Origin of the sequence: Streptomyces griseorubiginosus (assembly GCF_017614965.1) — a bacterium.
Lineage (GTDB): Bacteria > Actinomycetota > Actinomycetes > Streptomycetales > Streptomycetaceae > Streptomyces > Streptomyces griseorubiginosus_B.
Map to the genome: position 1 here is coordinate 1 of NZ_WVUG01000266.1, position 12,288 is coordinate 12,288.

Below are 12,288 nucleotides of genomic sequence, written 5' to 3' on the forward strand. Positions count from 1 at the left end.
CACCCGCCCCCTCCACCCCGGTGTACCGCCGCTCAAGCGGGCGCCTAGCCCGCTGCGGCTGAATGTGCGCTGCCGGTCCCGTGCGGCGCCGGAACGAGGTGACGAAGGAGAGTGCACGTGCTGACGCGCAGGCAACTGATCAAGGCGGGCGCCGCCACCGGTGTGCTGGCGGCCGGCTCCGCCTCCGGCATCGCCCTGGCCGAGGGATCCGGCCCTGCGGCGGCCGACGAGCCCTTCGGCGTCCCGCTCAGGCCCGCCCGGGTGCTGAGCCCGGTCCGGCAGGGGCGCGGGCGGTCCAAGGGGTGGTACGACGTCTATCGGCTCAGCCCCAAGGAGGCCGACGTCGGCGTGCTGCCGGGGACGACCACCCGGATGCGGCTGTTCAACGGCGAGGTCGCCCCGGTCATCAGGGCCACCCGTGGCCGGCCGGTGTTCATCGAGCAGACCAACGCCCTCGACGTGCCGTTCTCCATGCACCTGCACGGCGGCCACGTCCCCGCCCGCTACGACGGACACCCGGCCGAGGAGGTGCGCCCCGGCGGCAGCCGCGTCTTCTTCTACCCGAACGAGCAGCGCGCCTCGACCATGTGGCTGCACGACCACTCGCTGGAGGCGCACACCGAGAACATCTACCGCGGCACGGTGGCCGGCTACCTCCTGACCGACGAGTTCGAGGAGCGGCTGCCCCTGCCCAAGGGCCGCTACGACGTCCCTCTGTACCTGCGGGACGCCAAGTTCGCCGCCGACGGCTCCCTGGTGTACGCCATGGACGGCTTCCGCGACCGGCCCACCCTGCTGGTCAACGGCAGCCCGCGCCCGTACTTCGAGGTCGCCGCCCGCAAGTACCGCATCCGCCTGACCAACACCTCCAACGAGCGGGCGTTCCTGCTGCAGTTGGGCGAGGGCGACGAGATGACCCACATCGCCTCCGACGGCGGCCTGCTGCCCGCCCCGGTCTCCGCCCGGGTGCTGGAGATATGGCCGGCCGAACGGCAGGAGGTCGTCATCGACTTCTCCCGCTACCCCGTCGGCTCGAAGATCGTCCTCGGCAACAAGCTCGCCTTCCCGGGCGAGGCCCCGGAGGTCATGCGCTTCGACGTGGTGCGCACCGCGGAGGACCCCTCCAGCGTCCCGGACCGGCTGCGCCCGGTGCCCGACCTCGGCACCCCCACCGTCGAGCGGACCTTCGTGATGTCCTTCGACGTCGCCACCGGGCAGCACCTCATCAACGGCAAGCCGTTCGACCCCGAGCGCGTCGACCTCCGGCCCCGACTCGGCACCACGGAGATCTGGACCGTCACCAACACCGACACCAGGTTCGGCATCCCGCACTCGATGCACACCCACCTGGAGCACTTCCAGGTGGTGGACCGCGACGGCACGGCCCGCGCGCCCGGCGAGGCGGGCCTGAAGGACACCGTCACGGTCATGCCGGGCAGGACCGTCCGCTTCAAGCTCAAGTTCACCGACTACCCGGGCAAGTTCATGTACCACTGCCATCTGCTGGGCCACATGACCATGGGAATGATGGGCCAGATGGAAGTCGTCGACTGAACGGCCCGCCGCGCCTCATCGAGCATCCTGGAGGACCGTCTTGTCCGACGACATCCCGGACGAGGGCCTGCGCTTCCCGTTCGAGACCAGCCGCCTGTTCGATCCGCCGGCCGAGTGGCGACTGCTGCGCGAGAGCTGCCCGGTGGCCCGTGCCGACCTGCCCACCGGGGACCGGGCCTGGCTCGTGACCCGGTACGAGGACGTCCGCGCCGTGCTCAACGACCCCCGCCTCAGCCGCGCGGCCACCACCCGGCCCGACGCGCCGCGGCTCGGCCCGGCACGCCCCGAACCGGACTCCATCATGGCGATGGACCCGCCCGACCACACCCGCCTGCGCCGGCTGCTGGCCCCTGCCTTCACCGGCCGTCAGGCCGAGCGGCTACGGCCGCGGATCGCCCGTACCGCCGAGCGCCTGCTGGACGACATGGCGGAGATCGGTCCGCCCGTCGACCTGGTGGAGCACCTGGCCCGCCCGCTGCCCATCATCACCATCTGCGAGCTGCTGGGTGTGCCGGACGAGGACCGGGAGTCGTTCAAGGAGTGGACGGACGCGGCCCTGACCCTCGCCCCCCACGCGGCCGGCGCGGTCACCGGCGCCCGGGAGCGGCTCGCCGACTATCTGCGGCACCTCATCGCGGAGAAGCAGCGGACCCCGGGCGACGACCTGCTCGGCACGCTGATCGCGGCCCGCGACGAGGACCGGCTGCGCCCCGCGGAACTGGTCACCGTCGCCGCCACGCTCATCACCGCCGGTTACCACACGGTCGCCAACTCCCTGGCCAACTCGGTGCTCGCGCTGCTGCGCCACCCCGGACAGCTGGACCCGCTGCGCGGCGGCACGTTCCCGGCCGAGGCCGTGGAGGAACTGCTGCGCTGGACCCCGGGGCCGGTGAGCGGTGGCACCATCAGGATCGCCACCGAGGAGGTCAAGATCGGTGCCACGGTGGTCCGGCCCGGCGAGGCGGTGATCCCGTCCACGGCGTCGGCCAACCGGGACGCCGAGGCCTTCGAGGACCCCGACGTCCTCGACCTCGGGCGCCCGGAGAACCGGCACATCGCCTTCGGGCACGGCATCCACCGCTGTCTCGGGGCGCCCCTGGCCCGGGTGGAGCTGCAGGTGGCACTCGACGCCCTGGTGCGCCGCTTCCCCGCCCTGCGGCTGGCCGTCGCCGAGCGGGAGCTGAGCTGGGGGACCGGGATGATCCGGGGCGTCAACGCCCTGCCGGTCGCGTGGTGAGCGGCGCCCCGGGCAGCTGGTGCGTCAGATCCCGCAGCTGGCCGTTGACCCGTCCCACGAACCCCGCGATGCCCCACGTATGGAATCGGTTGAGCCTTGAGGAGTAGTCATGAACACGTTTGCGGCTGAGCAGGCAAATGAGCGGGCCAGGTGGCGCGTCGAGGGAATCGTCGAGGCCCCCGTGGAGCACGTGGCCGAGGCCCTGTTGACCGTGCGCGAGGGCGAGGCCGGCGTCGACGGCAACGCGCTGGTGCTGGCCGGCGACCACACCCGGGAGAGCGGGGCGGTGACCCTGGAGGGCGGGCCCGACAAGTTCGTCGGCCGCTTCGGCGACTCCGGCGCCGACTACCTGGAGCTGACCGTGGACCGCGCGGCCGGGGCGGTCACCGTGCAGACCTGGTTCGGCGGCACGTACACCGTCGAGCCGGCGGGCGGCGCGAGCCGGGTGGTGCTGAGCGTCCACAACCTCGTACCGGGCTCCGGGCGGCTGGGCCGCAAGGTCGCCGAGATCGGCGTCGAATCCCGTCTGGAGCGGTTGCTGACCGGCGTCCTCGGCGCCCTTTCCGACCACCTCGGCGCCCCGACCCCCGCCCCCGCGAGCATCACCGCGAAATAACCCTGCCCCCGAACCCACAGCCGCCCGGGCGTCATTCCCCCGCCGCCCGGGTGGCTGTGCCCTTCCCGGGCCGCCGAACAGCCGTGCCGATCACGCCAGTTGGCCGGTTCGAGGTTCATTGGAGCACCGCGCGAGGACCGGGTGTGACCCTCTCCACGACCGTGCGCCGCCGGGCGCAGGGCACGAGGAGGGCAGTATGAGAAAGGACCGAACGGCTCCCGCGCGGGCCATCCGGGGGGCGCTGCCGGTCGCCGCGCTCGCACTCGTGGCGGTGGCCGTCGCACCCGGCCCCGCCACCGGGGCCACCGGTGACGGCGGTACGACCGTCCTGGTCAGCGTCGGCCTCGGCGGCCGCCCGGCCAACGGGCCCAGCGAGCGGGCCTCCATCAGCGCCGACGGCCGTCTGGTCGTGTTCACCTCGCACGCGAGCAACCTCGTGCGCGGCGACCGCAACGACTGCACCGACGTCTTCCTGCGCGACCTCGACCGCGGCACCACCGTCCGCGTCGACCGCGGCTGGGACGGTACCGAGTCCGACGGCTGCACCGGCATCGACCCGATCATCAGCGCCGACGGCCGCTACGCGGTCTACTCCGCCGACTCCACCAACCTCGTCCGCGGGGTCCGCGACGGCCGCTCGCACATCTACCGCACCGACCTGCGCACCGGCGCGACCGTGCTGGCCTCGGCCGCCGCCGACGGCACCCCCGGCAACGGCGACAGCATGCGCCCGACGCTCTCCGCCGACGGCCGGTACGTGGCCTTCGCCACCGCCGCGACCAACCTGGTCCCGGGCACCCCCTCGGGCACCTGGGACACCGTGGTCCGGGACATGAACGGCGGCAAGGTCGTCCGCACCAGCGCCGCCTCCGACGGCACCCCCGGCAACGCGGCCAGCGACGGCACCCAGATCAGCGCCGACGGCCGGTACGTCACCTTCTTCTCCAACGCCACCAACCTGGTGGCCGGCGACACCAACAAGAAGGTCGACGAGTTCCTGCACGATACCGCGACCGGCCGCACCACCCGGCTGAGCGTCTCGGCGGCCGGCGTCCAGTCCGACCAGATCACCATCGGCGGCACCATCAGCGACGACAACCGCTACGTCGTCCTGAACTCCCACGCCACCAACCTCACCGCGGACAGCCCCGCCACCGGCGCCAACCACATCTACCTGCAGGACCTGGACGACAACACCCTGCAGCTCATCGACAAGGGCGCCGACGGCGTGCCCGCGCCCGGCGGCACCTTCTGGGCCAGCATCAGCGGCGACGGCAAGCACATCCCCATGGCCTCCGCGGGCGGAGACCTGGTCCCCGGCGACACCAACGACGTACGCGACATCTTCGTCGCCGACCTGCCCGGCCCGGCACTGCGCCGGGTGAGCGTCGCCGCCGACGGACAGCAGGCCGACGCCGCGAGCTACTTCCCCGACGCCGACCAGCACGCCGACGCCGTGGTGTTCACCTCGTACGCCACGAACCTCGTGGCCGGGGACACCAACGGCCAACCGGACGTCTTCGTCCACCGCGACCAGCCGTGAACCGACCGCCCGAGCAGCAGCACACGCAGAGAGGGAAGCACACCATGGGGATCACAGCCGGCCGGCGCACGGCGGCGCTCGCCGCCACCGCGGCCCTGACACTGGTCGGGGTCGGCGTGGGCGTCACCCACGGAGCCACCGGATCCACGGCGGCCGACACCACGGTGCCCGGCACCGTGGTGGTCGAGGAGAACGCGCACGGGCGGGTCCTCACGGCCGACCCGTCCGCCCACGACAAGCAGGCGCTCGTCGACGCCGTGCACGAACTGCGGCGCGAGCGGGAGCGGCAGACGACCGACCCGACCCCGACACCCACCTCCACCGGCGGCGGGGGAGGACACGGCGACCAGACCGGCTTCCCCGTGCGCGACTCCTGGCTGACGTCCGCCAAGAGCAAGCGGGTGACCGTCCCCGGCGGCAAGGGCAGCATCGAGGCGGCCGGCGCGAGCTTCGTCAAGGTGCCGTTCATGGAGTACTACGCCATCTTCACCGACACCTCCTCCGACGTGGCCTGGCTGGGCGAGCGGCCCTTCGACGCCGACAGCATCCAGCACACCGACACCTGGGACGTCGGCTCGGTCGGCGCGCCCTTCTGGGTGGTCGGCGCGCCGCAGGGCGCCAGGACGACGAGCAGCGGCAGCGGGGCGCAGGCCGGCTGGAGCACCACCGTCCAGAACAACTGGTACAGCGAACACGCCTACGACCAGGTCGCGTTCTACCCGCCCAGCCAGGACGACTACTCCAACGTGTTCCGCATCAGCCACTCGGTCACCGGCACCTTCCAGTTCGGCTCGTCCTTCTACACCGTCACCAGCCGCGACCGGGCCTACCGCTGATGCCCGTCCCACGACTGACGGCCCGGCTGAACGCGGCGGTGGCACGGCTGGTGTGCTGGACCGCCCTGAGCGCCGTCGCCGCCGCGTGCGGGCCCGCCGGCACCCCCGGGCCGGACGCCGTGACCCCGGCCGCCGTGCGCGTCGACGCCCGTCAACTGCTGCGCGACGCCTGGGTCACGGACGGGCGGCGCGGCTACTTCGTGGACGGCGCGGACTCGGCCACCGCCACGCCGTTCTCGCTGTACGAGACCGCGTGGCGGCTGCGGCTGGCCGCACGGTCGGGACAGGACCCGCGCCGCCTGGTCGACCCCGACCGGATGAGGCGGTGGCTGACGACGGCCGAACAGGGCCGCCTGGACTCCTCCGGCCTGCCCGCGGTCGCCCAGCTCGACCTGGCGGTGAACGCCCTGCTCACGACGGGCGGCACGGTCGACCGTACGGAGGTGGCCCACACCCTGGAGTCCCTGCGCACGGGCGGCGGTTACCGCACGGACCCCTCCGCCCGGACACCGGACGCGGGCGCGACGGCGGTGGCGGTACGGACCCTGACCCGCCTCGGGCTGCCGGTACCTGGGCGGGTGCGAGCGGCCAACTCCCGCTCCCTGAGCGACCTTTCCACCGTCCGCCCCGCAGATGTCGCCCCCGACCAGGTGGTGCCCCTGCTGCAGACGGCCGCCGCGTTGCGGGTGACCGGTGTCGACCGGGAGCGTGCGGCTCGACTCGCACACGCTGCCGAGGCGGCCTTGACCCGACTGGGCGCCGATCCCGTGCGGCTCGCGTCCGAGGGGGCCCTGCGTGACGCGGCCGGTCCGCTCGGCGTGCGGTTGCCCGGCTTCGACCCCGCGACCTGTGACGGGCGAGTGCGGCGAGACGGCGGCATCGCGCTGCCGGGTGGCACACAGAGCGATCCGCAGGCCACGTACTGGGCGTTGCGGCTGGGCTGTTCCGCCGTCCGTGTCCCGGCGCCGGGCGCCCACTCGCGGGCCGGCTGGCCGACCGAGCAGGCCCGGGAGTCGGCGCTGAGCGCATCGGCGGCGGCGGTCGCGGTGGCGGCGCGGTCCGTCGGCGGTGTCACCGAGTTCGCCGGACCGCTCGCCCGTCAGCTGCGCGAGATGTGGCTGCCCCGGGCGGCCCGTCCGGCGCCGTACGACACGGCGGAACTGGTCGACCGGGTGAACCTGCGTCAGATCGGCAGGGCCCTCGGCCCGTCCTCCACGCATGACGTGGACAAGGGCCTGCCCGCCCCCACGCCCCGGGGCGTGATGGCGACCGACGACGCACGTCTGCTGCTCAGCACCCTGGACGCCCGCGACTCGACACCGGCCCGGCACGCCCTGTGCTCCGCAGGCTCCACGCTGCGTACGGCGGCCGCACGGTCCGGCGGCTCGCTCGTACGGGCGGCCTGGCTCGCGGCCGCGGCCGACGTCTGCCACGACCCAGGCCTGCGCGCCCGGGCCATGGAGACGGCCCGAACCGCACGCGTCACCACGGCGGTCTACCGCGCCGGCGCCGATCCCTCCTTCGAGGCCTCGGTACTCGGCACCTGGATCGAGCGCCCCCGCACGGACGCCCTGACCGCCTGGACCCACGCGGGCCTGTGCTACGGCGACCGCTGCGCGGACACCCCGGCCCGCTTGCGGACCACCGACCACACCCCCCTGCGCACCCTCGCCGTCCTACTGGCAGCGAAGGCCGGCGACTACGGCGCCCTGTTCCCGGTGGCCTTCTGACCCCGGCGAGCGACAAAGGGCCCGCCCACCACCCCGGTGGCCGGGCCCTCCGAACGTTCCCCGGTCTGCTGGACCGCGCCTCTTGGCGTTGCCTCCCGCATTGCCTCCCGCGTTGCCTCCCGGGCTGCCGAGGGGCCCGTCCACCACCCGGTGGACGGGCCCCTCGGATCTCCCGCTCAGGCCTGCGCCAGCGCCACGTGCTGGTCCAGTGCCGCCCCGTCGTGGACGCCGCCGCGGAACGCCACGTAGCCGTCCGGGCGGATCAGGAGCAGCGCGCCGGTCTCCGCGCCGAGCGTGGTGCGCAGGGTGCCCGACGTGTCCTCGACGGACTCGCGTCCGGCGGTGGTCACCAGGTGGACCGGGATTCCGGCGCGCCGGGCTGCCGCCGAGGCCGACTTGGCGGCCACGTCGGCCGAGGCCGGGTCGGACGGGTCCTCGGGGAACGCCAGCAGCGTCCAGTCCCCTTGGCCCAGGAGCCGGAACAGCCGCTCCGTGCCGCCCCGCGCCGGGACGTCCGGCACCCGGGAGCCCGGGCCGGGTGCGCCCGCCGGCCCGGGCGTGCCCGCGCTGAGCGGGCTGTCGGGGTAGGCCAAGGGGAGCCCCGTGTGGCCGGCCCCGGCGTCGGTGAGGCGGGAGTGCAGCAGCTCGAACGGCGGGACCGGGCCGGCCCCGCCCCAGTAGGTCCGCCGGTTGCGCTCGGCCAGGCCCAGGGCGATCGGCCGGCGCTCCGCCTCGTAGGTGTCCAGAAGACGCGCCGAGGCCCGGCCCTGGACCACGGCGGCCAGCTTCCACCCCAGGTTGAACGCGTCCTGGATCCCGGTGTTCATGCCCTGCGCGGTCACCGGCATCACGGTGTGCGCGCTGTCACCGGCCAGCAGACAGCGGCCGACCCGGTACGTGCCGGCCACCGCGTTGTACAGCCGCACCCGCCAGTTGAAGCGGCCGTCGTGGAAGTCCAGGTCGGACACGCCGCTGACCCGGCGGACGGCGTCGAGCACCTCCGTCACGTCCGGGTCGCCGGTGCGGGCCGGGTCGGGATCGGCCACACCGGCGTAGAAGCGGTGGCGCCCGTCCGGCAGCGGGGCCGTGCCGAGGGAGCCGGCCTCGGTCAGGAAGAGGTGGCAGTGCGCCGGGTCGCCGGGCAGCGAGCCCGTCCAGCGGGCGTCGATCTGCAGCAACTGGGTGCCGGGGCAGGGCTGTTTGTCCCAGCCGGCCCCGATCTCCTCGCGCACCGTGCTGTGCGGACCCTGCGCCCCCACCACCCAGCCGGCCCGCACGGTGTGCACCTCACCGTCGGCACCGGCCAGCCGGACGGTGACCCGCGCCGGGCCCTGCTCCACGGAGACCGCGGTCAGGCCCCGCTCGACGCGCACACCGAGCCCGGCCAGGTGCCGGGTGAGCATGTCCTCGGTCGCGGACTGCCCGATCAACAGCGGGCGCGGATACGGCGTACCCGGCTGGTCGGCGGGCCGGACCAGCGGCGGCAGACCGGCGAAGTGGTGGGTGCGGTGGGTGTAGGGGACGCCGGAGTCCAGGTAGTCGGCGACCGGCAGGCCCATGAGGTCGAAGACCTCCAGGGTGCGCTGCCACACCGTGCAGGCCCGGCTGCCCCGGCGGGGTTCGCCGCGCCGGTCCACGATCCGTACGCGCACACCCCGCCGGGCCAGTTCGATCGCCGTGCACAGGCCGACCGGCCCGGCGCCTACGACCAGCACCTCCGGGTCGGCGTCGGCGGCGCGGCTCACGCCCGCTCCCAGAACAGCAGCGAGTGGTGCGAGGGCAGTTTCGTCACGCCGGCGAGCCGCAGCCCCGCCTCGGCGGCGAGCGCGGCGAACTCCTCCACCGTGCGCTCGCGGCCCTTGTTGAACACCAGCATCCGCAGGTCGTACTCGGTGTTGAGCTGCTTGCCCGCGTCCTCGGCGATGACCCGCTCCACGACCACGACCCGGCCGCCCTCGGGCAGCGCCTCGGCGCAGCGGGCGAGGATCGCCACGGACTGCTTGTCGTCCCAGTCGTGCAGGATCTGGCTGAGCAGGTACAGGTCGGCGCCCGCGGGCAGCGGGTCGAAGAAGGACTGCCCGACCACCTCGGTGCGTTCGGCGAGCCCGGCCGCCGCGAACCGTTCGGCGCCGCCCTCGACCGTGCCGGGCAGGTCGACGAGCGTGCCGCGGGTGTCGGGCGCGGTCTTCAGGATCGCCTCCAGCAGGGCGCCCGTACCGCCGCCGATGTCGGCGATCCGGCGCGCCTCGTGCCAGGGGTGCGCGGCGGCCGCCTCGGGGGCGAGACGGCCCTGGACGGCGGCCATCTGCGCGTTGAAGGAGTCGGTGAGTTCGGGGTGGCGCTCCAGGTCGTCCCAGAACGGGACCCCGAAGACGGCGTCGTAACCCGGCTCGCCGGTGCGCACCGCGTGCAGCAGTCCGCCGCAGGCGGCCAGGTCGATACGGCCGCTGGCGCCCTCCAGGTCCAGCCAGTGCCGCATCCGTGAGGGGTGCGAGTCCAGCAGCAGGCGCGAGGTGGCGGTCAGGCCGTACACGCCCGGCTCTTCCTCGCCGAAGACGTCGCGGCAGGCGAGGAAGCGCAGGAGCCGGCCCAGCGAACCGGGATCGGTCGAGGTCTTCTCGGCCAGCTCCTCCCGGGTGCGCGCGCCCGCCTCGATGTGGTCGGCGATGCGCAGTGTGGCGGCCACGCGCACCGCGATGGGGGTGAACACGTCGACGAAGGCCGGGCGCCCGCCCGGCCCCTTGGGTGTCGGCTGCTGCGAGTGCTCCGTGTGCGTGTCGATGGCAATGCACCTCTTCCGGAAGTCCCGTGTGCTGCTGCGTGAAGCGGTGCGCCGATGGTCCTGACGACGCCTCGACGGGCGCTCAAGCGCGGGTGGCGGCCCAGATGTGGGGGAGGGGTTGACACCGGCACCAGTATCTCTCTAAATTAGAGATACACGGAAAGAGAGAAGAACGAAATCAGAGCGAACCTGTGAGAGCAGGCCGCCACGGACCGAAGGAGCACCGACATGAACGCCACCCACGAGACCCGCGCCACCGACCTCGACGCCCGCGCCGTCCTCGCCGCGCTCGCCGACCGCTGGGACGCCGCCGACGGCCACGGCTATGGCGAGCTGTTCACCCCGGACGCCACCTACGTGCAGTTCAACGGCGTCCTGCTGAACGGCCGCCGGGAGATCGCCGAGATGCACGACCTGATGTTCCGCACGATGCTCTACGGCACCCGCCTGGTGACCGGCGAGATCGAGAGCGTTCGCCGGCTCGGCGAGGACCACGCCGTCGTCGTCTCCACCGGCGCCGCCCTCTATCCCTGGCAGAAGGAGGCCACCCCCAAGCGGCTGTCGCGGCAGACACTTCTCCTGGTGCGCCGGGACGGCCGCTGGCTGGTGGCCGGCTTCCAGAACGCCCGCATCAAGCCCTTCCCGACGAGCGGCCCGCTGTTCGAGGTCGCGAGCAGGGCCGTGCGGCTGCGGGTCGACCGTGCCCGGCGCGCCGCCTGAGCCGCCGACGGCCGTACGGACGCATCACGGCCCGCGCCAGTACGCTGGCCGGAACCCGACGGCAGAAAGGCACCCCGACGATGCGACCGCAGAGTGAAGAGGACCGCTCCCTGGGCGTCCTGATGTCGCTGGCCACGGCCCTGCGGGTGCAGGCGGCCAGGACGGTCCTCTTCCAGTCCGCGGTCGCCCAGTCGATCGGGCTCAACGCCACCGACTTCAACTGCCTGAGCCTGCTCGACCTGGAAGGCCCGATGACACCCGGGCGGCTCGCCGAGCGGGTCGGACTGAGCCGGGGCGGCGCCATCACCACGGTGATAGACCGCCTCCAGAAGGCCGGATTCGTCCGCCGCAGGCCGGACGAGGGCGACCGCAGACGGGTCATCGTCGAGACGATCCCCGAGGCCTTCGCCGAACGCGTCGACACCGTCTTCACCGACTACCGCGCCGCACTCGGCAAGCTCCTCGCCGAACTCACCCCCGAGCAGCAGGAGTTGCTGCTCGACGTCACCAACCGCAGCAACGAGATCTTCCACGCCGAGACCCTGCGGCTGCAGTCACGGGCCTGAGCTCCCGGCCCCGGGCCTGAGCTCCCGGCCACGGGCCTGAGTGCCCGCCCCACCGCCCCACCGCCGCTCCAGCGCGCGGCGCCACACTCCGGGCGCCGACGGCAACCGCCGCCGGACACCGAGGACCCGGATGAGGTGACGTGTCCGTGCTGACCGCGCACTACTCGATCCCGCTGCCCGCCGACTACGACATGAGCGTCATCGCCCGACGGGTGGCGGACCGCTCGGCCCCCTGGGACCGGCGGACCGGGCTGCTGCTGAAGGCGTTCTGCGTCACGGACGCCGGCGACGGCGGGCATAACAGCTACGCCCCGTTCTACGTCTGGTCCGCGCCGCACGAGTTCGCCGGCTTCCTCACCGGCGCCGAGTACGCGGGACTGTGTGCCGCCTTCGGCCCGGTACCCGTCTCCACCGGCACGGTCCTCGCCGGCGGCCTCGGCTCCGGTCCCGCCGGCCACCTGGTCGTCGCGACCGAACCGCTCGGCCCGGTCACCGACCTGCGCGACACCGCCCGGGCCGAGACCGAACGCCACGAGGCCGTGCTGGCCGACCCGGCCGTGCACTCGCACGTCGTCGACCTCGACCCCGCCACGATGACGCTCACCCGGCGCACGCTCCTGCACGCCGGGAGCGTCGCCCCCGTACCGAAGAACGGCGAACGGGTCCTGCGCGTGCTGCACCTGTCCCAGCCCACGCCCCAGCCC

11 protein-coding genes are annotated in these 12,288 nt (G+C 73.6%); 9 read left to right on the forward strand and 2 right to left on the reverse strand.

All coding sequences use genetic code 11. The annotated features are described in order from the left end of the window. Window positions 1–117 precede the first annotated feature (117 nt). The 6 genes from GRC12_RS34030 (at window position 118) to GRC12_RS34055 (ending at window position 7,516) form a co-directional block, all read left to right on the forward strand. Window positions 118–1,554: a multicopper oxidase family protein gene (locus tag GRC12_RS34030; RefSeq protein ID WP_208783675.1), complete on the forward strand. Its 1,437-nt coding sequence runs from the start codon at window positions 118–120 to the stop codon at window positions 1,552–1,554. A gap of 40 nt (window positions 1,555–1,594) precedes the next feature. Beyond that, complete coding sequence (locus GRC12_RS34035; protein WP_244374204.1) at window positions 1,595–2,791, forward strand: cytochrome P450; 1,197 nt, start codon at window positions 1,595–1,597, stop codon at window positions 2,789–2,791. A 109-nt stretch (window positions 2,792–2,900) separates the two neighbouring features. Beyond that, the gene (locus GRC12_RS34040; RefSeq protein WP_208783677.1) at window positions 2,901–3,407 is read left to right on the forward strand and encodes a hypothetical protein; all 507 of its coding nucleotides are present in this window, start codon (window positions 2,901–2,903) and stop codon (window positions 3,405–3,407) included. Window positions 3,408–3,603: 196 nt separating this feature from the next. Then, window positions 3,604–4,950 (forward strand): PD40 domain-containing protein, encoded by a 1,347-nt coding sequence (locus GRC12_RS34045; RefSeq protein ID WP_208783679.1) that lies wholly within the window; start codon window positions 3,604–3,606, stop codon window positions 4,948–4,950. Window positions 4,951–4,994: 44 nt separating this feature from the next. Further along, on the forward strand, window positions 4,995–5,786 hold the full coding sequence (locus tag GRC12_RS34050) for a hypothetical protein (protein WP_208783681.1): 792 nt from the start codon (window positions 4,995–4,997) through the stop codon (window positions 5,784–5,786). Then, a complete protein-coding gene (locus GRC12_RS34055; RefSeq protein ID WP_208783683.1) occupies window positions 5,786–7,516 on the forward strand; it encodes a hypothetical protein in 1,731 nt (576 codons plus the stop codon). The genes GRC12_RS34050 and GRC12_RS34055 overlap by 1 nt, the downstream gene beginning before the upstream one ends. Before the next feature lie 176 nt (window positions 7,517–7,692). Here the strand turns inward: GRC12_RS34055 and GRC12_RS34060 are convergent, their stop codons facing one another. Then, entirely contained in the window at window positions 7,693–9,261 is a 1,569-nt protein-coding gene (locus GRC12_RS34060; RefSeq protein WP_208783685.1) for an FAD-dependent oxidoreductase, read from the reverse strand. Continuing rightward, window positions 9,258–10,226, reverse strand: a complete 969-nt coding sequence (locus GRC12_RS34065; RefSeq protein ID WP_308286701.1) for a methyltransferase — start codon at window positions 10,224–10,226, stop codon at window positions 9,258–9,260. The genes GRC12_RS34060 and GRC12_RS34065 overlap by 4 nt, the downstream gene beginning before the upstream one ends. 300 nt (window positions 10,227–10,526) lie before the next feature. Between GRC12_RS34065 and GRC12_RS34070 the strand changes: the two genes are divergently transcribed. The 3 genes from GRC12_RS34070 to GRC12_RS34080 form a co-directional block, all read left to right on the forward strand. Beyond that, window positions 10,527–11,018, forward strand: a complete 492-nt coding sequence (locus GRC12_RS34070; RefSeq protein WP_208783687.1) for an SgcJ/EcaC family oxidoreductase — start codon at window positions 10,527–10,529, stop codon at window positions 11,016–11,018. An 80-nt stretch (window positions 11,019–11,098) separates the two neighbouring features. After that, window positions 11,099–11,584: a MarR family winged helix-turn-helix transcriptional regulator gene (locus GRC12_RS34075; protein ID WP_208783689.1), complete on the forward strand. Its 486-nt coding sequence runs from the start codon at window positions 11,099–11,101 to the stop codon at window positions 11,582–11,584. Between the two features lie 140 nt (window positions 11,585–11,724). Then, window positions 11,725–12,288 (forward strand): DUF4865 family protein (locus GRC12_RS34080; RefSeq protein ID WP_208783691.1); only part of this gene is annotated, 564 nt, incomplete at its 3' end.

Bases quoted from the DNA above. Each gene is read 5' to 3' on its own strand.
- GRC12_RS34040 (WP_208783677.1), top strand. From the start codon at position 2,901: ATGAACACGTTTGCGGCTGAGCAGGCAAATGAGCGGGCCAGGTGGCGC.
- GRC12_RS34045 (WP_208783679.1), top strand. From the start codon at position 3,604: ATGAGAAAGGACCGAACGGCTCCCGCGCGGGCCATCCGGGGGGCGCTG.
- GRC12_RS34050 (WP_208783681.1), top strand. From the start codon at position 4,995: ATGGGGATCACAGCCGGCCGGCGCACGGCGGCGCTCGCCGCCACCGCG.
- GRC12_RS34055 (WP_208783683.1), top strand. From the start codon at position 5,786: ATGCCCGTCCCACGACTGACGGCCCGGCTGAACGCGGCGGTGGCACGG.
- GRC12_RS34070 (WP_208783687.1), top strand. From the start codon at position 10,527: ATGAACGCCACCCACGAGACCCGCGCCACCGACCTCGACGCCCGCGCC.
- GRC12_RS34075 (WP_208783689.1), top strand. From the start codon at position 11,099: ATGCGACCGCAGAGTGAAGAGGACCGCTCCCTGGGCGTCCTGATGTCG.